The sequence below is a fragment of the Lentzea sp. NPDC036955 genome, from assembly GCF_055608005.1.
The window spans coordinates 189,318-209,231 of sequence record NZ_JBVJRC010000001.1 but is presented as its reverse complement, the minus strand read 5'-3'; the positions used below and the strand labels follow the sequence as shown (position 1 = coordinate 209,231).

The window sequence follows — 19,914 nt, the reverse complement described above, 5'->3', positions numbered from 1 at the left end:
GGCGCCAGAGGCTGAGCGCCAGAGGCTGAGCACTGTCCGAACGCGCAACAACCGGTCCTGACCCTTGTCCGAGGCCGCTGACCTGCCTAGCGTCGCCAACCACTCGCATTGTCAGCTTTGTTAACCATTTGCTGGAGGCGGTCGTGGGCGGCAGGACGACGACGGCAGTCGGGGCGGTCGGGCTCGTGCTCGGTCTCCTCATCGCGGGGGTGACCAGTGCGTCGGCGGCGGACCCGCTGGTCTCCCGCGGCAAGGCGGTGCTGGCCTCCTCGACCGAGGGGACCGGGTTCGAGGCGGCGAAGGCGGTCGACGGCAGCACGTCGACCCGCTGGGCGTCGGTGGAAGGGCACGACCCGGAGTGGTTGCGGGTCGACCTCGGCTCCACCCACGCCATCAGCCGGGTCAGGCTGAGCTGGGAGGCCGCGTACGCCAGGGCGTACCGCGTGCAGACCTCACCGGACGGCTCGGCGTGGAGCGACGTCTACTCGACGAGCTCCGGTGACGGCGGCACCGACGACCTGACCGTGTCCGGCTCCGGCCGGTACGTGCGGGTCTACGGCACGGCCCGCGGCACGGCGTACGGCTACTCGTTGTGGGAGCTGGAGGTCTACGGCAGCGCGGACGGCACCACCCCGCCGACGACACCGCCGACCACCACCACGTCACCGCCGTCGTCCGGGCTCGGCTACCCGTTCGGCAGCAGGCAGACCCCGTACGCGGCCGGGGTGCTGCGGCCCTCCGGCAGCACGTCGGCGCTGGACGCGAAGATCGTCGACTACTACCAGCGCTGGAAGTCGGCGTTCGTGAAGCAGAACTGCGGCAACGGCTGGTACCAGGTCATCTCGCCGGACGCGGCGTTCCCGTACGTGGCCGAGGCCCAGGGCTACGGCATGGTCATCACCGCGACCATGGCCGGCGCCGACCCGGACGCGAAGAAGATCTTCGACGGCCTGCTGAAGTACAAGCTCGCGCACCCGTCGGCGAACAACCCCGACCTGCTCGCGTCCGAACAGGACACCGCCTGCCGCAGCGTCAACGGCAGCGACAGCGCGACCGACGGCGACATGGACACCGCCTACGGCCTGCTGCTCGCCGACCGGCAGTGGGGCAGCGCGGGCACCTACAACTACCGGCAGATCGCGCTGAAGAACATCGGCGCCATCAAGAAGAGCCTGGTCAACCCGAACACGAACCTGCTGCTCATGGGCGACTGGTCCACCTCGGGCAACAGCAGGCAGTACTACGGTTCCCGGTCGTCGGACTGGATGAGCGACCACTTCCGGGCGTTCCGCAAGGCGACCGGTGACGCGGCGTGGGACACGATCCGCGCGAAGCACCAGGACCTGATCGCGAACCTGCAGGCCAACTACGCGGCGGGCACCGGTCTGCTGCCGGACTTCGTGCAGGACACGAACTCCACGGCCAAGCCCGCCGTCGGCGAGATGCTGGAGGAGGCGGCGACCGACGGCAAGTACTGGTACAACGCGTGCCGCGACCCGTGGCGCATCGGCGCGGACGCGGCGCTGACCGGTGACGCGAAGTCGCTGGCAGCGGCCCGCAAGCTCAACTCGTGGATCAAGGGCAAGACCGGTGGCGACCCCGGCAGGATCGCGATCGGCTACCAGCTCAGCGGCACGCAGATCAACAGCGGCAGCGACGCGGCGTTCGTGGCGCCGTTCGCGGTCGCGGCCACCACGGACCCCGGCAGCCAGGCGTGGCTGGACGCGCTGTGGGCCAAGATGCTCGCCACGCCGATCAACACCGACACCTACTTCGGCGCGAGCATCCAGCTGCAGGTGATGATCACGGTGAGCGGCAACCACTGGATCCCGTGATCCGGGGTTCACTGTCCCGGTGGGGATCGCGAAGGCGCGCCGGATCGCGCTGAGGGCACATCGGGGACAGCTGACGGACGGCGGCGGGCTGTTCGTCGACCGGCTGGAGCGGCTCGCCAGGACCGTCGCCGAACGCGGCGGCGGAGGAGTGGCCCGGCAGGCGGTGTGGCTGCACGCCGTACCCGGCACCGGGGTGGACCTCACCCGCCAGGACCTGTCCTGGCGGGTGCTCCGGGTGGTGGAGGCGCTGCAACCGGAGCACCGGTGGGCCGCACCCGTGCCCGCCCGGACGTGGTGCTGGTGCACCAGGTGCTGCGGGCCGACCGGCGCTGGCACCCGCCGGTGAGCACGCCGAAGCGCGTGGTACCCGCCGTCGGTCAGCAGAGCGTCCGCAGGAACTCCGGACCGCCCTCTTCCGCGTTGAGTCCTTTCTCGACGAACGCGATGTTGTGGTGGAACGAGATCCCGCTGATGTTGCGCTGCACGTACCCGCCGTTCACCCGCGGGTCGGCCACCTCGGCCAGGTTCAGGCCGTCCACGAAGGACTTCAGCATCCCGATCGACGTGCCGACGCCGCCGTCGGGAGCGCCGCCCCAGCTCGGCCAGTACGCGGTCTGCAGGTCCTCGACCACGTACAGCCCGCCGGCGCGCACGTGCGGGAACAGGGCGTGGAACGACGTCCGCACGTGGTCGTTGAGGTGGCTGCCGTCGTCGATCACCACGTCGAACGGGCCGAGCCGCGTGCCCAGCGCGTCGAGGAACGCCGCGTCGGACTGGTCGCCCTGCACGGTCGTGATCCGCGGGCCGGTCACGCCGGGTTTCGCCGTGATGTCGAGGCCGTGGACCAGGCCGCGCCGGAAGTAGCGCTGCCACATCCGCAGCGAGGCACCGCCGCTGTCCGGGTCGTCGTAGCCGCCGATGCCGATCTCCAGCACCCGCACCGGTTCGGTGCGCAGGCGGGCGAAGTGGCGTTCGTAGTGCTGGGTGTACCAGTGCAGGTCGCCCCACTTGTCCGAGCCGAACCGCACGGCCAGCGCGCCGAGGTCCTCCTGCGGCGGGCGCAGCGCGGTGAGCACCGCCTCGACGGCCGCCGGGTAGTCGCGGCGGCCGCGGAACCACGCGCCCACGCCGCCCTCGTCGAGCCCGGCGGAGGGGGTGCTGACCGCGAGGCTCGGCCACCGCCGCTCGGTGCCGTAGAGGGTGCGGACGGCGTCGGCGAGGTCCAGGGAGACGACGAGGTCGGCGCCGGTGCGCAAGTGGCTCGTCGTGACGCCGTCGAAGTGCAGGTCCAGGCGGACGTCGTGCTCCACCTCGCCGATCTCGGCCAGCAGCGCCGCGGTGACCGCGTCCGGCCCGAGGCGGCGGAGGGTGTCGTCGAGCAGGTCACGTCCCGCGGTCGCGGCCTGGAGCAGCGGAGCGAGGACCGGCCAGCTGGCGTCCGGCAACTGTTCCCCCTTGGTTTGACTTGAGTCCGGGTCGAGCGGGTCTTCCTACGATCCCACCATGGGGATTCGGCGCACGGTATCCATGATCTTGGCCGCACTGCTCGCGGTGGTGTCCGGCGGGACCGCACAGGCGGGGGAGCGGCAGCTGCTCTTCTACAACCACGCGTGGGGCACCTACGACCGCGTCACGGCCGACGCGGTCGAGCACTCCGCCTACCTGAGGGCGTTCGCCGACTTCGAGGTCCGGACCACGACCGGCGCGGGCGGTGAGGTGTGGACCGGCCGCTACCTGCGCGGCCGCGAGACCTACCTGGAGATCTTCGGCGTCGGCGACGTCCCCGGCCAGGACGGCCTGCTCGGCTCGGCGGGCCTGGGCCTGTCGACCGAGCACGACGGCGACATCACGGCCGTGCGCTCCCGCCTGGCCGCCTCCGGTGTGCCGCCGTTCGAGTTCGTGCAGACCCGCGACTTCGGCGACCACGTGCCGGTGCCGTGGTTCGACGCGGTGCTCGGCTTCGAGCAGTACGACCGCTTCGGCGCGTGGGCGATGGAGTACCGCGACGAGTACTTCGCCGACCCGCGCGGCCAGACCCAGCCCGCCCGCTATCCCGGTGACGTCGGCCGCGAGCGCTACCTGCCGGACAACTACCGCGACCGCCTGATGCGCGACATCACGTTCGTCCGGCTCGCCGTCACCGAACGGGACTTCGCGAGCACCGTGCCGCTGCTGCGGGCAGGGGGGTTCAAGCTCAAGGCCGACGCCGGTGGCGTCACGGCGTTGCGCGGCGGCACCACCATGCGGTTCGACAAGGTGCGGATGGGCCAGACCGGGCTCAAGCGGATCGAGTTCGCGCTGAACCGCGGCGTCGCGCGGCACGAGGAGCGCATCGGCAACTCCACGCTGGTCGTGGGCCCGGGCAGGCACGCGGTCTGGACGTTCTGACACAGTTGGGCCATGTCGCCGGTCGGGCAGGAGCAGCTGGTCGCGCCGGCCGAGGCCGTGGTGGCCGGGCTGACCGACGAGGAGATCGGCACCGGGTGAGAAGAGCCTCCATGCGTGACGTGCGTGCCCTGGTGCTGGCGGTCCTGGTCGTCGCCCTCGTCGTCACCGCCGCGCTGGCCGACCTGCCCGACGTGGCCGAGCTGCGCACGTCGATGCGGGCGCTGGGCCCGTGGGCACCGCTCGCGTTCCTGGCGTTCGGGGCACTCGGCACGCCGCTGTTCTTCCCCAAACCCGTCCTGGCCACGGTGTCCGGGCTGCTGTTCGGGGTCGTCACCGGTGCGGCGCTGGCGGTCGTCGCGTTCACCGCGGGTGCCCTGATCTCCTTCTGGGCCGGTCGCCTGCTGGGACGCGAGGCGGTGGCGCGCAGGCTGGGCAGCGGGCGGTTGCGGGTGCTGGACGAGGTGTTCGCCACGAACGGGCTCGCGGCCACGGTCGTGCTGCGGCTGCTGCCCGTCGTGCCGTTCGCCGCGTCGAACTACGGCGCCGGCGTCACGGCGGTGCGGCCGGTGTCGTTCGGGCTGGGCACCGCGATCGGGCTGGTGCCCACGACGCTGGTGGCCGCGTTCCTCGGTGACGCCGTGCTCGACCTCGGCTCACCCCGGTCGGTCGCAGCCGGGGCGGCCTGGCTGGTGCTGGCGGCGGCCGGGGTGGTGTGGGGGCGCAGGTTGCTCCGGCAGCCGGGGTGAGGTGGAGCCTGCTCCACCCCGAACCCGGCAGCTGGCGGGATCCTCACGGAACCCCCTGGTCACTAGCGTTTCCGGCATGACGAACACCCGAACGAACAACAGCGCGACCCGTGCCCTGCTCTGGACCGCACTCGTCTTCTTCCTGATCGGCAACGTGGGCTCGCAGGTCCTCGGCCTCGGCATCGCCGTCACCATCGCCTTCGGCGTGCTGACCCTGCTGGCCGGCGCCGCCCTGGTCGCCGGCCGCAGGAGGTGATCAGCCGCGCCGCGTCACGACCACGCGGTGCGGGCCGTGGAACACGATGTCGTGCGGGAACTCCACCTCGCCCGTGCTGAAGCCGCCCAGCGCGGGCAGGAGCAGGCCGAGGCCGATCTCCAGCTCGGCGCGGGCGAGGGTGGCGCCGAGGCAGTAGTGGATGCCGAGGCCGAAGCCGGTGTTGCGGCCGCCGGGGCGGTCGAACAGCAGCGAGTCGGGTGCGGTGAACCGTGCGGGGTCGCGGTTGGCCGCACCGAGCACCACCATCACCTTGGCGCCGGCCGGGATGGGGTAGCCCGCGACGACGGCGTCCTCGTGGGCCCAGCGGCCGACCGCCTGCACGGGCGGGTCGAACCGGACCAGCTCCTCGACGGCCGCCGGGGTCACGCCGCGGCGCAGCTCGGCCAGCGCGGCCGGGCGGGCGGCCAGTGCCAGCACGGACTTGGCCAGGACGTTGGTCGTGGTCTCGTGCCCGGCGGTCATCAGGTGCACGCAGGTGCCGACGATCTCGTCCGAGGACAGCGGTTCGCCGCGCGTCTGGGCCGACACCAGCAGCGACACCAGGTCGTCGCCGGGGTCGGACCGGCGTTTCTCCACCAGTGTCAGGAAGTAGTCGCGCAGCTCCTGGGCGGCGCGGTCGGCGACGGCGTGCGCGTCCGGGTTGGCCGCCGCGCGGACGCTGCTGGCCTGCTGGAGGTCGACGGCCATCGCGCGCAGCCACCCCCAGTCCGCGCGCGGTACGCCGAGCAGCTCGGAGATCACCAGGATCGGCAGCGGGGCTGCGAACCGCTCCACCAGGTCGAACGTCATCGGCAGGCCGGTCAGGAGCTCTTCGGCGATGGCGGCGATCCGCGGCCGGAGGTTCGTGACGACCGAGGGCGAGAACTCCTTGGTCAGCACCGACCTCAGCTCGGTGTGCCGCGGCGGGTCGAGGAACACCAGCCAGTTCTCGACCATCGTGCGCAACGCCGACGACCGCGTCACCGGACTGCCCCCGCCCGAGGGGGAACGGCGGCCGAACGCGGAGGAGGTCAGCACCTGCACGGCGGCGTCGTGGCCGAACACGTAGCAGGTGCCGTCCGCGAAGTGCACGGGTCCGGCGGCCAGGTACCGCGCGAACACCGGGAACGGGTCGCGCAGGTCGGCGTCCGACCAGTCCCGCAACGAGAACGGCTTCACCGCGCACCTCCGCGCACGACGTCCGCCACGGAACCGGCGTCCGCGGGCAGCTCGGTGCCGCGCCACGCCACGTGCCCGTCCGGCCGCACCAGGACGAACGGCCGCTCGTAGGCCTGCGCGATCTCCGGCTGGTCCAGCCGCACCGCGCTGAACGGGATTCCGCGCGACTCGAACGCCGCCGTGAACTCGCCGAGCCGGTCGGAGTCTGCGAAGTGCACGAGCACGAACCCGTCCCCGAACAGGTCCAATGTGGACATCGACTCCTTCACCCACGCGTGCGGTGCGCGGGAACCCGGCCGGGTGTTGGGCCTGCGGTCCTCGACGTTCTCGGCCGTGGGGTCGTCGATCACGAGCGGTGACCCGGCGTAGGTGAAGCCGAGGTGGATCTCCGGCGCGTCGAACTCGCGGGCCACGCCGCCGCGCTGAAGGCCCTCGCTGATCTTCGCCCGCATCGCCGCGCCCTGCGGGGTGTCGTCGTTCAGGAAGGGCGGGACCTCGCGCCGCATCGCCCGTTCCAGGTTGCGGTTGGCCTCCTCCAGTCCCTCGAACGCCACGGGCTGACGTTCCAGCGCGTAGCTGTCGAGCAGACCCGGTCCGGCCCAGCCGCGCAGTTCCGCTGCGAGCTTCCAGCCGAGGTCGGCGGCACCGCAGATGCCGGTGTTCATGCCGAAACCGCCCGACGGCGACAGCGTGTGCGCCGAGTCGCCGACGAGGAAGACGCGCCCGGAGCGGAAGTTCTCCGCCACCCGGTGCACGAGGTGCCATTCGTTGTCGGACAACACCTCCACCGGCGTGTCGAACGCGATCGCCGTGCGCACCAGCGTCTCGGCGTCCTGCGTCGACTCCGGCGACCCCTGCAGGCCGACGGTCAGCCGGTACAGCCCGCGCCCGTCCAGCGCGCGGACCGGGAACCGCAGCGCCGAGGAGATCATCAGGTAGTAGAAGTTCGCGACCGCGGACCCCAGCCGCTCACGCAGTTCCGGCGCCTGGAACAGGATGTTGCGGAACACGAGCGTGTCGTGCACCGGCGGGGCGGCGATCCCGAGCTGCTTGCGGATCGGCGAGCTCGCGCCGTCACACGCGACCAGGTACCGCGACCGCACCGACGTGCCGTCGCTCAGCACCGCGAGGACACCGGCCGGGTCCTGGGTGAACGACTCCAGCCGCGTGCTCATCCGCACCGGTCCGTCCGGGTGCACGCCGACCGCCTTGCGCAGCAACGGACCGAGCCAGTGCTGCGGGCAGATCGCGTCCGGTTCCGGGGTGTGCCGGAAGTCGGGGCGGGTGCCCATCGTGTGGCGGTCCAGCCGGAACAGCTCGTGGCCGCCGATGCGGGTGGTCCACACGCAGTCCAGCGGGTGGTCCTCCGGCCAGCCCGAGTGGCGGATGTCGTCGGCGATGCCCCAGCGGCGGAAGAACTCCATGGACCGCGGCCCGATGCTGGAGACCTTGGGGTGGCTGACGCTGCCGTCACCGGCTTCCACGAGGACGAAGTCCACGCCGCGGGACCGCAGCTCCAGCGCGGTGGCCATGCCGGTCGGACCGCCGCCGACGATGACGACCTCGGTGTCGAGCACGGTGTTCTCCTCGATGTTCGTGCTGTGACTCGTGCCGTGGTGCGCGCCGCGGTTCGTGCCGTCGTTCATGCCGCGGCTCACGCCGTGGTCCGTTCCGTCGTTCATGCCGCGGTTCGCGTCGTGGCTCGTGCCGTCGTTCATGCCGCACCACCGCGCATGCGGCGGTAGCCGGACGCCGCCAGCGGGCGTTCGAGCGGGGTGGCCGCGTGGATCTCCTGCGCCGCGGCCAGACCGGACTCGATCGCGCCCTCGATCCAGGCCGGGTAGGTGGAGCAGTGCTCACCGGCGAAGAACAGCGTGCCCTGCGGTGCGGCCGCCAGCGCCCGTTCCTCCTCGGAGGTCGCGACGTCCTTGCTCCACCGCACCGACGCGGCGCCCATGCTGGAGAAGTCCTCGCCCCACGCCTGGGTCACCACGTCGAGCACCATCCCCGGCGCCTTGAGCTCGGGGTGGATGCGGCTCAGCTCGTCCAGCACCACGCGTTCGCGTTGCTGTGCGGGCAGTTGCCCCAGCGCGTCCGCGTCCGGGCCGATGGTGTAGCTGGCGAGCAGGGCCGCGCCGAGCCGCGGGTCGCTCTCGACCGGCGGGTAGTAGGTCTGGCGGACCAGGCCGCCGGTGAACGAGCCGCCGCCGCTGATGCCGTCGCTCTCCCAGAACGGTTCCCGGCAGTGCACCGCGACCTTGGTGGCCGGCCAGTACTGCATGTCGTGCACGGTCGCGAGCTTGTCGTCGTCGAGCCCGCTCAGCCGCATCCGCCGCACCACCGAGAACGGCACGGTGCACAGCACGTAGTCGCACTGGCTCGCGACGACGTCCAGGCCGCGCCGGGTCTCCACGACCACGCCGTCCGGGCGCACGTGCAGGCCGACCACCTCGCGGCCGCGGTGCACCGGGCCGCGCAGGCGTTCGGCCAGCCGCACGGGGATCTGGTCCATGCCGCCCTCCAGCCGGAACAGCGCGGAGGACGTCTCGACGGTGATGTCGTCGAAGAAGTGCGCGAGCCGGCTGCGCGCGGCGAACTTCGGGTTGCCCGCGAAGAACCGGTTGACGTCGACCCGCTCCACCCCGCCGGTGCTCGCGAGGAACGGCCGCACGTCGATGCCGTCGAGCAGGTCCAGCAGCTCGAGGTTCAGGTCGCTGTGCACGGTGGTGCGGAACGCGCCGGGCGCGACGGCGTTGACGCTGGCGGTCAGCCAGGCCGCCGCGAGCACGGACTCCTCCCGGTACTCGCCGGGCGGCAGGCCCTCGCGGAACTCCTCGACCAGCACCTTCGTGGCCTCGCGCACCCGGAAGTGCCCGGAGCGGGTCTCCAGGTAGCTGGCGTCGTCGGAGAACAGCGTGCGGAACTGCCGCACCCGGTCGCTCAGCCCGAGCAGGTCGATCCACTGCATGGTCCGGTGGTGCGAGGCGGGGATGCGCATGGCACCCAGCTCGGCGAGCGGGCCCCTGCCGACGAAACCGTGCGTGCGCACCCGGCCGCCGACCGCGAGCCGTGCCTCCAGGACCTGGACGCTGTGGCCCAGCCGCTCCAGCTCGTGCGCCGCGACCAGGCCGGCGACCCCCGCGCCGAGCACGGTGACGCGCTTGGGCCGCTGCTGCCAGTGGGGTACGCCCGACAGTACGTTCGTGTGCACCGGACTCATGGCTGAATCGTCGCGCTCCCGCGGACGGCCCCACATCCCCCAGCGCACCCCGGCCTCACCCGTTCATACCGCACGACACAACGGTTTCCGCGGTCACGGGCGCGCGGTGCTCCGTCCACCGCCGACACTGGGGCAAACTCTCGTGAGGAGGCCTGGCATGCCAGTGCGCACCGCTGATCTCGACCAGCGCACGACCACTGTGCGCGGACACGACGGCCTGCGGTTGGCCGCGACCACCGTCCTGCCCGCCGGAGAGCTGCGGTGCACGGCCCTGCTGCTGCACGGCGAGGGCTCCGACCGCGACCAGGGCGGGTTCTACCTGCGGCTCGCCACCGAACTGGCCCAGCTCGGCGTCGCCACCCTGCGCGTCGACCTGCCCGGCCACGGCGCCAGCGAGGGCACCCAGCAGGAGCTCAGCCTGTCCGGTCTGCTCAACGTCATCAGCGCCGCGCTGGCACACCTGCGCGACCACGTGGGTGCGGGTCCGGCCGCGCTCGTCGCGACCGGCCTGACCGGCGGTGTCGCCGCCGGGTACGCCGCACGGCGCGGTGACGAGGTCGCGAAGGTCGTGCTGTACAACCCGCTCATCGACTACCAGGAGCACTTCGCCGACGCCCACCCCGCGTGGTCGCGCGGTTTCCTGGGCGAGGAGGCGGCACGCGCGCTGCTCGCCGACGGGCACCTGCGGGTCTCCGACACGTTCGTCGTCGGCAGGGCGATGCTGAACGAGGTCTTCTGGTTGCAGCCGCGCGGCGTGCTGCCGGTGGTCACCGCCCCGACCCTCGTCGTGCACGGCACCGGCCCGACCGCGGTGCCGGTGTCCTCGTCGCGCACCGCGGTGGAGGCGCTCACCTGCCCGAGCCGGCTGGTCGAGATCAGCCCGCCGGTCGACGCGCACTGGCAGGCCCCGGCGATCCGGGTGACCGCGGAGTGGCTGCTCGGCTCGCACTGACGCACGACGAGGAAGGGCCCCTGCCGCGGCAGGGGCCCTTCCTCACGCCATCTGCGGCCAGGAGGCGTACTGCCGCAGGCCGTAGAGCAGCGGCTGCGCGGCCGACCGGTGCACGACCCGCGCCACCCTGCCGAACACCACCACGTGCGTGCCGGTGCGGTGCATGTGGTCGACCTCGCAGTCCGCCGCGGCGTGCGCGTCGTCGACCAGGTGCGGCCCGCCGACGGACTCCGGGCGTTCCCAGGAGATCCGCTCGAACCGCGACGGGTCGCCCGACGAGAACAGCTCCGCGGCCGGCCTGGCACCGTCGTGCAGCAGGTTCACGCTGAAGGAACCGTTGTGCACCAACGCGTCCAGCGTCGGGCTGAGGTACCGCAGGCACACCAGCAACGTCGGCGGGTCCAGCGACACGCTCGACAACGACGACACCGTCATGCCCCACGGCGTGCCGTCCCGGTCGAAGGCGGTCACCACCGCGACACCGGTCGGGAACGCCGCCATCAGCGAGCGGAACTGGGTGCTCACAACGGGACCTCCTCTCGGGCCGCGCCGACCCGCCGGGTGACGAGGTCGAGCAGCGGGCCGGTGAGCGCGGTGGTCACCAGCGCCATCACCAGCAGGGCGACGAACAGGCCGGGCGTGAGCAGGCCGGCGGTGAAACCGACCTGCAGCACCACGATCTCGGTCAGCCCGCGGGTGTTCACCAGCACGCCCACCCGCAGAGCGGTGACCCGGTCCTCGCCGCCCCAGCGCGCACCGGCGTACCCGCCGCCGACCTTGCCCGCGACGCCGAGCACGACCGCCAGCACCACGCCGACCCACGGGAACGCGGAGACCCCGCTGGTGGACAGCGTCGCGCCGGCCACCACGAAGAACACCGGCACGAACGCCCGGCCCACGCCGCTGACCAGCGTGACGACCCGCGACCACGCCTCGGTCCCCGGCACCGTGAGACCGACGAGGAACGCGCCGAAGATGGCCGTGAGGCCGAGCGAGTGCACCGCCGTTCCCGCACCGAGCGCCACGACGGCGAGGACGAGCGCGGTCGTGCGCGGCCGTGCGGCGGCGAACGCCTCGGCCGGTGCCGAGCCGAGCGCCCGGTGCCCGGCCCACGCGACGAGGCCGCCGGCGGCGATGGTCGCGAACGCGAGCCACACGCCGCCGAGACCACCGGCGGCGAGCCCGAGCGCGACGGTCAGCAGCAACCAGGCCGGCGTGTCGATCAGCACCGACGCCATCATCGACAGCGCTGAGGCCCGCCCCAGGTCCGAGCGCTCCTCCAGGATGCGCGCGAGCACCGGCACCGCGGTCACGGACATGGCGACCGCGAGCATGATCACCAGCGCGGTGGCAGGTGCGGTGCCGCGCACGTCCGCTGGTGCCAGCCAGACCGCCCAGGCGGCGAAGACGAGACCGGTCAGCAGCGGCACCGCGAACGCACTGAGGCTGATCCGGCCCAGCGCCCGGCCGCGCCACCCGCCCGCACCTCGGTCGAGGTGGTGCACGACGCCGACGAGGAACAGCACCAGCCCCGCCTCACCGACCTGCTTCAGCGGACCGGTGACGGCCGCGGGCAGCACGGCGGTGAACACGCCCCTGCCGAACGCGGCCAGCAGCACCGGTCCGAGCAGGATGCTCAGCGCGATCTCCCCGACCACGGTGGGCATCCGCAGCAGCCGCGCGAGGCGCCGGCCCAGCCACGCGACCGCGAACACCGCGGCCAGCAGCACGAGCAGGTGGATCCCGTTCTGCACCACCGCCGTCACCTCGCCTGGTGCAGCTGCGCGAAGTACTCGTACTGCGTGGGCAACGTCCGTGCGAGCTCCGCGGCCTGTTCCGCGACGAGCTTGAGCTCGTGCTGGGCCGACGACGGGTCCATCAGGCCCAGCGCGGGGGAGGACTTCAGCGGAAGACCGCCCAAGCCGAGCAGCATGCACACGTAGGAGTAGGACTCGAACCCGTGGTAATGCGGGAACACGGACTCGTTGTCCGGCAACCGGGTCTGCCAGCGCTCCAGCCGCTCGGCCAGCCCGTCGGGCAGCGGCCGGGTCTTGGTGTCCTTCCAGTACTGGTTGTCCTGGCGCTTGGCGGCGTAGTAGTGCACGACGAGGAACTCGCGCACGCCGTCCATCACGTTGTTGACCAGCCTGTTGTAGGCGGTGCGCAGACCGTCGTCCCAGCGCGCGTCCGGGAAGTGCTTCACCAGCTGCTCGATGCCGTGCTGGATGAAGAAGATGCCGGTGGACTCCAGCGGCTCGACGAACCCGCTGGACAGCCCGATCGCGACGCAGTTGTTCACCCAGTGGCGGCGGCTGCGGCCGATGCGCATCCTGATGTGGTTGGCCTCGGCGTCCTGCGCGGCCGGGCCGACGAACGCGCGCAGCGTCCGCTCGGCCTCCTCGGGCGTGGTGTAGTCGCTGGCGTAGACGTAACCCGTGCCGATGCGGTCGAACAGCGGGATCGTCCAGATCCAGCCCGCCTCCTGCGCGGTGGCCGTCGTGCACGGCCGCAGCCCGCGGTTCTCCATGTCCTGCGGCACGCGCAACGCGACCGCGCTGTCGTTGGGCAGCGAGGACTGGTAGGACTCGAACGGCTCCTGCAACGCCTTGCCCAGCAACAGGCTGCGGAAACCGGTGCAGTCGATGAACAGGTCGCCGGTGAGGTTCCCGTTGTCCCTGGTGACGACGTGGCTGATCCAGCCGCGGTCGTCCAGCGCCACGTCCTGCACGTCGTCCAGCACGTGCTTCACACCCCGCGCGACCGCGTAGTCGCGCAGGTAGTTCGCGACCAGCGTGGCGTCGAAGTGGTAGGCGTACGGGAACTGCGTGGTCTGCTCGGCGAGGGTCGTGCGGTACGTGCTGCGCTCGCCCAAGCCGCCCTCGAACAGCTCGCCGTCGAGGTGCCGCGGCGACTTCAGGTCGTCGCACAGCGTGCCGACCAGGAAGCAGTCCTTGTCGAAGCGGTCCGACTTCCGCTCGCGCAGCCACCAGTCCGTCAGCGGGAAGCCGTCCACGACGCGCTGCCGCTCGAACGGGTGGTAGAAGTGGTGTCCGGGCTCACGCCAGTTCTCGAACCGGATGGCGAGCTTGTAGGTCGCGTTGCACGCGGGCATCCACTCCTTCTCCTCCAGGCCGAGGTACTCGAAGAAGTGCCGGACCGTGCTGAACGTCGCCTCGCCCACGCCGATCGAGCCGACGCGGGCCGACTCGACGAGCGTGACGTCGACCCGGTCGCCGAAGGCGGCCGTGAGGTAGGAGGCGGTCATCCAGCCGGCCGTGCCGCCACCGACGACAACTACGTTCTTCAACATCTTCGGTCAGTCCTCCGGTTCGTGGTTACTGGGCGACGGCGTGGATCAGGCTCTGCGGTGACGAGGTCGGCGTGACCTCGACCCGGCGCAGGCCCGACCGCCGCAGCAACGCGTCGTAGTGGTCGAGGTCGCGCTCGCGGCCGGAGTTGACGGCGAGCATCCCGAGGTCGAGCAGCGGGGCGAAGCCCGGTTCGCCCATCGGCCCGAGCGGCATCTCGACGACGACCACCCGGCCGCCGGGGCGCAACGCCCTGCGGCAGTTGGTGAGGATCTCGACGCACGCGTCGTCGTCCCAGTTGTGCAGGACGGCCTTGAGCAGGAACAGGTCGCCCTCCGGGACGGCGTCGAAGAACGAGCCGCCGGCGAACGTGCAGCGGTCGGCGAGACCGGCCTTCTCCGCCTCGGCCACCGCGGTCGGCTCCACCGTCGGCAGGTCGAAGACGACGCCCCGCAGTTCCGGGTTCGCCCTCAGCAGCGGGTGCAGCAACGCGCCGTTCGCGCCGCCGACGTCGACCGCCGTGGTCAGACCGGTGGTGTCGAGCAGGTCGCCGATCTCCCGCGACAGCCCGTCGGTCAGCTCGGACATGGAGCTGGAGAACCGTTCCCACTCCCGCGGGTTCGCCTGGAAGTAGGTCCAGATGTCACTGCCCAGCGCGGCACCGGTCTGCGGCTCGCCGGCGCGCACGGCGTCCGGGAACCGGCCCCAGGACAGCCAGTGCCCCGGTGAGCCGTGCACGATCGCGATGTCGCGGAACGACCCCGGCGCCCCTTCGCGCAGCGTCTCCAGCAACGGGGTGCTGAGGAACTTGCCGTTGTCGTAGGTCACGAGCCCCTGCGCTGCGCAGGCGCGCAGCAACCTGGTGGTCGTGCCCGCGTCGACGCCGATCAGCTCCGCGATCTCCGCGCCGGTCAGCGGACCGTCGGCGAGGTGGTCGGCGAGCTTGAGGTCGGCGACGGCGTGCACGATCTGGGTGACCCAGTACCCGGTGATCATCTGCATCATCCGTGCCTGCGGTGGCATTCCCGGTGCGGTCATCGGGCGGTCTCCTCCGGCGCTGCGGCTTGGGTGCGAACGTGTTCTGGCCGGAATCCGAGCCCGATGACGCGGCTCATCAGCCATTGGGCGACGCCGAGCTTCTCGAAGACCTTCGGGGCGGGCGGCTGGCCCGACCCGTCGAGCGCCTCGTCGATGCCGAACTTCTGGGTGGCGCGCTGCAGTCCCTGCGACAACGCGACGGCGCGTTTGCGTCGTTTGCGCACCCGCGCGAGCAGCCCGTCGTCGAAGGGCTCTCCGTTCTGCTTGCGCAGCAACGCCTCCGTGAGGATGTTGGCGGTGGCGACCGCGTCCTGCACGGCGAGGTTCACGCCGAAGCCCGCGACCGGGGACATGGCGTGCGCGGCGTCGCCGATGAACAGCAGACCGGGCTCGTGCCAGCGCTCCAGCCGGTCGATCCGCGCCTCCAGCGGGCTCAGCTGGTCCAGGGAGGACACCTCGTGCGCCCGGTCGGCGAGGAACGGCACCAGCTCGGCGAGGTCCGCGCGGAACTTGTCGAGGCCTTCGCGGCGCACCTTGTCCATGCCGCCGGTGGACGTCTCGTAGGACATCTGCCAGTAGGTGCGGCGGTCGGTGGCGCCGAAGATCTTGCCGTTGCCGATCCGCACGCAGATGCCCTCGTCCGGATCGGTGTCCCTGCGGGAGATCCGGAAGAAGATGACGTCGAGCGAGCGGCCGATCAGCGTGGGCTCGAACCCCGCGTCCCGCCTGATCACCGAGTGCCGCCCGTCGGCCGCGACCACGAGCGTCGAACGGATCTCCCGCTCGCCCTCGGGGCCGCGCACGCGCAGGCCCGCCACCCGGCCGTCGCACCGCACCACGCCCAGCGCCTCGGTCTTCATCAGCAACCGGAACCCCGGGTACCGCTTGGCCTCTGCGGTGATGAGGTCGAGGAAGTCCCACTGCGGCACGAAGGCCATGTACGGGTAGGGGACCCGGAGCCGGCGGAAGTCGGCGATGTCGATCCGCTTGCCGTCCTGCACCACGCCGATCGTGCTGACCTTCTGGTGCGGCAGCTCGTGGAACCTCTCGATCAAGCCGAGCTCGTCGAGGATCTGCAACGTGGCGGGGTGCACGGTGTCACCGCGGAAGTCACGGTGGAAGTCGGCGTGCTTCTCCAGCACCACGACGTCCACACCGGACCGGGCGAGCAGCAGCCCGAGCACGGCACCGGCCGGGCCTCCGCCCGCGATGCACACGGTCGTCGTCTCGGCCATCACAGGTCCTTCAGGTCCATGGTGCGCAACGAGTCGCCGATGAAGGCGAGCAGGTCGGCGACGGTCGGGGTGAGGCCGAAGCCGACGCACTTGCGGGCGAGGTCGGCCACCTCGTGGAACTCGCGGGCCATCCACTCGACAGCGACGTCGGGCCGGGAGATGTACTCCGGGGTGGAGTCGAGCTCGAACGACGGTCCCGCGGTGCGGCCGGGCCGCCCGGACGGCAGCGTGACGACCAGCTCGCCCAGCGGCCGCAGCACACCGGTCATGATGTCCAGCGACCAGTTCATCAGCCGCGAGCGGCGCAGCGACTTGTCCGGGCTGTAGCCGAAGTGCTGCACCATCAGCTGCATCGCGAGGAAGTACGACCGGTTGAACGCCTTCACCGCGATGCGGGCCGGCTCGTGGGTGATGTGGTCCATCGCCGGGTTGCCGGGCTTCAGCGTGGGGTTGCGCATCACCGGGTAGGCCGGGTTCCACGGGATCTTGCGGCCGTTGGGGCCCTTCGCGCGTTCCGCGATCAGCAGCTCCGAGATCCGCAGGAACGTGTCGAAGTGCGACTCCTCCTCCGGCAGCGTCGAGGGGATGTGCCCGCCCTCGCCGTGCTCGGTGACGAAGTCGATGGCGAACACGGCGCTCGCGACGTCGTCGACCTCCAGCTGGTAGTCCGGGTGCACCGCGTTGACCGACTCGCGCATGAACAGGTGGTGCGCACCGCCGCCGCGGCCCTTCTTCACCAGGAACACGCCGGGAACGGCCTGGACGCCCTCGCGGATCGCCGCGTACAGCTCGCTCAGCGACCCGTACTGGTACGGCTCGCCGTCCGCGCGCAGGACCGCGGAGTCGTTGCCCTCGATGTCGTCGATCAGGTCGTGCGGCTGTTCCAGTGCCACGAACCGCTGCACGCTCGCGAGGTTCAACGGCTCCAGCGAGAACTCCAGCGGCACGCACACCTGGCTGTTGAACGTGCCGAAGTCGAGCTTGGGCAGGTGGAACGGCCGGCCCATCGCCATCAGGATGTTGTTGATCGCGAGGAAGTGCATCATCTCCTCGCGGGCGACGGACATCAGGCTGCCGCGGATGCCGTTGTTCCACGTCTCGGTGCCCTCGCCGCACGCGGTGAGCAGGTGCTCCTCGGTCCACTCACCGCGTTCGACCAGCTTCCGGCCGGCACCGTGCGTGGGCACGCTGTAGGCCGCGTAGAGGTACTGGACCATGGTGGCCAGCTCGATCGCCGCGGCCTGGTGGAGAGCGTGCAGCAGCTGGTCCTTGGTCGTGATGGTGCCGAGCTTGCGCTGCTGGGGGACGAAGGTGGGCGGTGTCTGCCGCCGGTCGTCGTCGGCGAGCAGGTAGCGCAGCATCAGGCGGATCTGCGGCGCGCTCATGTCCCGCGTCGGCGGCATGTAGAACGTCTTGCCCTTGTGCTCGGGCGCGGACACGTGCCAGATCAGCCGGGCGTAGGGCTCGACCTTGAACTCGTCGGCGAGGCTCAGCACCTCCGAGCGCATGAACGAGTACTGCAGCTCGTAGTAGGCGAGCGCCTCCCGGTACAGCGTGGGGAAGGTGATCTCCTCGTCGGGCAGGTCGTCGAGATGCCAGTGGTCCGGCAGCACCCGCACGGCCACGGACCCGACCGCCGACCAGTAGCCCTGCTCGTCGTCGTTGTCGTAGCGCTCGGCCGCCGTGGTGCCGCGCGGTTCCGGCGTGGTCTCCGGGCGCAGCAGCACCCTCGTCGCACCGCCGCGCACGCCCTTGAGCGTGATGGTGCCGCGACCGTGCTCGTCGGTCGAGAGCACCAGGTCGGGCCGGTACTCGGACTGGCCGGCCGGCAGGAACGCGACGAGCTGCGCGGTGTCGCGGTCCTGCGCCAACGGCAGCGCGGCCGGGTTGACGTGCTGCCCGACGTGGATGCGGTCGACGCGGGCCGGTGCGCCGCGCACGTAGGAGCGGACCGGGATCTCGACCGCGTGGTCCTCGCCGGTCCCGGTGTTCTCGTGCTCCAGGAACAGCGCGGCCTCGTCGGACTCGACGACGACCTCCTCCTCGCGGGACAGGACGGTGCCGTCGGGCGCGGTGAGCACGAGCGGTTCGGCCGGGTCGCCGGTGCCACCGTCCACCCTGGACACGACGACCACGCCGGACGTGCGCGCGTCCTCGGCGGGGGGAATCGTGGCGAGCAGCGTGCCCGACGCCGTGCGCACCTCCAGGCCGGTCCGCGACCACGCGGTGACCAGGTTCGCGGTGACGTGGGACTCGGTGAGGTGCACGGAGGCGTTGGGCAGCGCGGACCCGGTGGTGCGCGCGGTGAGCAGCCGCCCGGCGGGGGAGGTGCGCAGCTCGTGGCGGCGCCAGGGCGCGATCGTCCCGCGCAGCCGCCAGACGTCCGGCTGGCCCACCCCGGTGGGTTTCATGTCGGTGATCGAGAACTGCACCACGAGGCCGTCGGCGTCGTCCTCGGCCACCGCGCGCAACCGGGCGAGCGCGGGGGAGTCCGCTGCGCCGTCGAGCCAGTGCAGGCCCTCGGTCTTGTCCACCACGAACTGGTGCAGCACGGTGTGGAACTGGTTCCAGCGCGGCGGGCACAGGCCGTTCACGTCACCGGTCACCAGGTACGGGACGTCGTGCGAGCGCCCCGACCGGCCGAGTGCGAGCTGGCCGACCATCAGCGTGGTGGTCCAGTTGGAGGCGGGGTCGACGTCGAAGACCCGCGAGCGGTTCGCCGTGCCCGCCGTGTAGTCGCAGAAGTGGCCCCAGAAGTCGAGCTGCCGGCCGACGACGAGGTCGTCCGCGCCCACCTCACCGGCGGCCAGCTCCGTGCCGACGACCTCCGCGTCGACCCAGAAGTGGCCGTTGCCCTCGAAGTTGTGGCCCTTCGACTCGCCCAGGAAGTCGTAGTAGTCCTGCACCGGGCGGTCGGTGTCGAACACGCCGTCGGCGTCGATGGCCCGGTTGCTCTCCAGGTCCAGCCACCCCGCGCGCGGCCCGGTGGGCAGGCGGGTGACGGCGGAGCCCGCGAAGTGCAGGCGGGGCAGGTCGAAGACGCTCATGCGTTGTCCCAGACGACCGCGCTCATCGTCGGGATGAGGTCCTTCGTGATCCGCACGCCGGGCAGCGCCTTCTCGTACTGCAGGCGGAACTCCGTGTCCGTGAGCGGCATCGCGGCGGCACTCATCTCCAGCCAGCGCGGGTGCAGCATCATCCGCACCGAGTCGCACGCGGCGTCGACGTCACCGGACACGTCGTAGATGATCTTGCCGGTCTCGAACGCGTAGGCGCTCTGCTCGCTCGGCGCCGCGGCACCGTCGGGCTGGGTCACGTCGACCACCACGAGCCGGCCGCCGGGGGCGACGAGGGCGCGCAGCACGGGCAGCACCTCGTCGGCGGGTCCCATGTGGAACACCGCGTTGACCGACATCACCAAGTCGAACTGCCCGTCGCGCTCGGGCGTGAGGTCGACGGCGTTGCGGCACTCGTAGCGCACCGGCACCCGCGTCCGCTTGGTGGCGGCGATGTCGAGCATCTTCTGCGACAGGTCGACGCCGACCACCTCGTCGTACCGGCTCGCGAGCAGGCCGCAGTTGTTGCCGCTGCCGCACCCGGCGTCGAGCGCGCGGCGACCTCCCGGCAGCTGCTCGACGAGCCACGACCGCACCGGGCTCGTGGCGGCGTCACGGATCACCGTGAACCGCTCGTAGAGCTCGGCCAGGTCATCAAAGTACGCTTCCGGGGCGCTCATTGAGGTTCCTCGACTTCCGGC

The 19,914-nt window shown here is 71.6% G+C and carries 17 protein-coding genes; 6 read left to right on the top strand and 11 right to left on the bottom strand.

Annotated elements, in window-relative coordinates; translation table 11 throughout:
* The first annotated feature begins 143 nt into the window (after positions 1-143).
* Together ACZ7CF_RS01015 and ACZ7CF_RS01010 are read left to right on the top strand one after the other, a co-directional pair.
* Complete coding sequence (locus ACZ7CF_RS01015) at positions 144-1,835, top strand: glycosyl hydrolase family 8 (protein ID WP_470368496.1); 1,692 nt, start codon at positions 144-146, stop codon at positions 1,833-1,835.
* A 19-nt stretch (positions 1,836-1,854) separates the two neighbouring features.
* A complete protein-coding gene (locus ACZ7CF_RS01010; protein WP_470368495.1) occupies positions 1,855-2,181 on the top strand; it encodes a hypothetical protein in 327 nt (108 codons plus the stop codon).
* Between the two features lie 31 nt (positions 2,182-2,212).
* Here ACZ7CF_RS01010 and ACZ7CF_RS01005 read toward each other — a convergent pair whose 3' ends face one another.
* Positions 2,213-3,280 carry a methyltransferase domain-containing protein gene (locus ACZ7CF_RS01005; protein WP_470368494.1) on the bottom strand — a complete coding sequence of 356 codons (1,068 nt, stop codon included), beginning with the start codon at positions 3,278-3,280 and terminating at the stop codon, positions 2,213-2,215.
* A gap of 58 nt (positions 3,281-3,338) precedes the next feature.
* Here ACZ7CF_RS01005 and ACZ7CF_RS01000 point away from each other — a divergent pair, with 58 nt between their 5' ends.
* The 3 genes from ACZ7CF_RS01000 to ACZ7CF_RS00990 all read left to right on the top strand — a co-directional run bounded on the left by ACZ7CF_RS01000 (position 3,339) and on the right by ACZ7CF_RS00990 (position 5,225).
* On the top strand, positions 3,339-4,223 hold the full coding sequence (locus ACZ7CF_RS01000; protein WP_470368493.1) for a DUF5829 family protein: 885 nt from the start codon (positions 3,339-3,341) through the stop codon (positions 4,221-4,223).
* A 110-nt stretch (positions 4,224-4,333) separates the two neighbouring features.
* Complete coding sequence (locus ACZ7CF_RS00995; RefSeq protein ID WP_470368492.1) at positions 4,334-4,969, top strand: TVP38/TMEM64 family protein; 636 nt, start codon at positions 4,334-4,336, stop codon at positions 4,967-4,969.
* Positions 4,970-5,045: 76 nt separating this feature from the next.
* The gene (locus ACZ7CF_RS00990) at positions 5,046-5,225 is read left to right on the top strand and encodes a hypothetical protein (RefSeq protein WP_360387671.1); all 180 of its coding nucleotides are present in this window, start codon (positions 5,046-5,048) and stop codon (positions 5,223-5,225) included.
* Here ACZ7CF_RS00990 and ACZ7CF_RS00985 read toward each other — a convergent pair whose 3' ends face one another.
* Genes ACZ7CF_RS00985 through ACZ7CF_RS00975 form a run of 3 tightly spaced genes read right to left on the bottom strand, consistent with a single transcriptional unit; the run spans position 5,226 to position 9,615 of the window.
* Positions 5,226-6,404 carry a cytochrome P450 gene (locus tag ACZ7CF_RS00985; RefSeq protein ID WP_470368491.1) on the bottom strand — a complete coding sequence of 393 codons (1,179 nt, stop codon included), beginning with the start codon at positions 6,402-6,404 and terminating at the stop codon, positions 5,226-5,228. It lies immediately after the preceding gene.
* Positions 6,401-8,122 (bottom strand): FAD-dependent monooxygenase, encoded by a 1,722-nt coding sequence (locus tag ACZ7CF_RS00980; RefSeq protein ID WP_470368490.1) that lies wholly within the window; start codon positions 8,120-8,122, stop codon positions 6,401-6,403. Before ACZ7CF_RS00980 ends, ACZ7CF_RS00985 begins: the two co-directional genes overlap by 4 nt.
* Complete coding sequence (locus ACZ7CF_RS00975; RefSeq protein ID WP_360387679.1) at positions 8,119-9,615, bottom strand: flavin monoamine oxidase family protein; 1,497 nt, start codon at positions 9,613-9,615, stop codon at positions 8,119-8,121. The genes ACZ7CF_RS00980 and ACZ7CF_RS00975 overlap by 4 nt, the downstream gene beginning before the upstream one ends.
* 166 nt (positions 9,616-9,781) lie before the next feature.
* Between ACZ7CF_RS00975 and ACZ7CF_RS00970 the strand changes: the two genes are divergently transcribed.
* Positions 9,782-10,576, top strand: coding sequence for an alpha/beta hydrolase (locus ACZ7CF_RS00970; RefSeq protein WP_360387681.1), 795 nt, complete (start codon positions 9,782-9,784; stop codon positions 10,574-10,576).
* Between the two features lie 42 nt (positions 10,577-10,618).
* On the opposite strand, the gene ACZ7CF_RS00965 is transcribed toward ACZ7CF_RS00970, so the two are convergent.
* From ACZ7CF_RS00965 to ACZ7CF_RS00935, 7 genes are read right to left on the bottom strand one after another with little or no spacing between them, the layout of a single operon-like run.
* Positions 10,619-11,101, bottom strand: coding sequence for a flavin reductase family protein (locus tag ACZ7CF_RS00965; RefSeq protein WP_360387684.1), 483 nt, complete (start codon positions 11,099-11,101; stop codon positions 10,619-10,621).
* Positions 11,098-12,333, bottom strand: coding sequence for a cation:proton antiporter (locus tag ACZ7CF_RS00960; RefSeq protein ID WP_470368489.1), 1,236 nt, complete (start codon positions 12,331-12,333; stop codon positions 11,098-11,100). Before ACZ7CF_RS00960 ends, ACZ7CF_RS00965 begins: the two co-directional genes overlap by 4 nt.
* Before the next feature lie 5 nt (positions 12,334-12,338).
* Positions 12,339-13,886, bottom strand: coding sequence for a tryptophan halogenase family protein (locus ACZ7CF_RS00955; RefSeq protein WP_360387689.1), 1,548 nt, complete (start codon positions 13,884-13,886; stop codon positions 12,339-12,341).
* A 25-nt stretch (positions 13,887-13,911) separates the two neighbouring features.
* The gene (locus ACZ7CF_RS00950) at positions 13,912-14,922 is read right to left on the bottom strand and encodes a methyltransferase (RefSeq protein ID WP_470368488.1); all 1,011 of its coding nucleotides are present in this window, start codon (positions 14,920-14,922) and stop codon (positions 13,912-13,914) included.
* Positions 14,919-16,157 carry an FAD-dependent oxidoreductase gene (locus ACZ7CF_RS00945; RefSeq protein WP_360387693.1) on the bottom strand — a complete coding sequence of 413 codons (1,239 nt, stop codon included), beginning with the start codon at positions 16,155-16,157 and terminating at the stop codon, positions 14,919-14,921. The genes ACZ7CF_RS00950 and ACZ7CF_RS00945 overlap by 4 nt, the downstream gene beginning before the upstream one ends.
* On the bottom strand, positions 16,157-19,204 hold the full coding sequence (locus ACZ7CF_RS00940; RefSeq protein ID WP_470368487.1) for a ferritin-like domain-containing protein: 3,048 nt from the start codon (positions 19,202-19,204) through the stop codon (positions 16,157-16,159). The genes ACZ7CF_RS00945 and ACZ7CF_RS00940 overlap by 1 nt, the downstream gene beginning before the upstream one ends.
* The gene (locus ACZ7CF_RS00935; protein WP_360387699.1) at positions 19,201-19,893 is read right to left on the bottom strand and encodes a class I SAM-dependent methyltransferase; all 693 of its coding nucleotides are present in this window, start codon (positions 19,891-19,893) and stop codon (positions 19,201-19,203) included. The genes ACZ7CF_RS00940 and ACZ7CF_RS00935 overlap by 4 nt, the downstream gene beginning before the upstream one ends.
* Between the last annotated feature and the right edge of the window lie 21 nt (positions 19,894-19,914).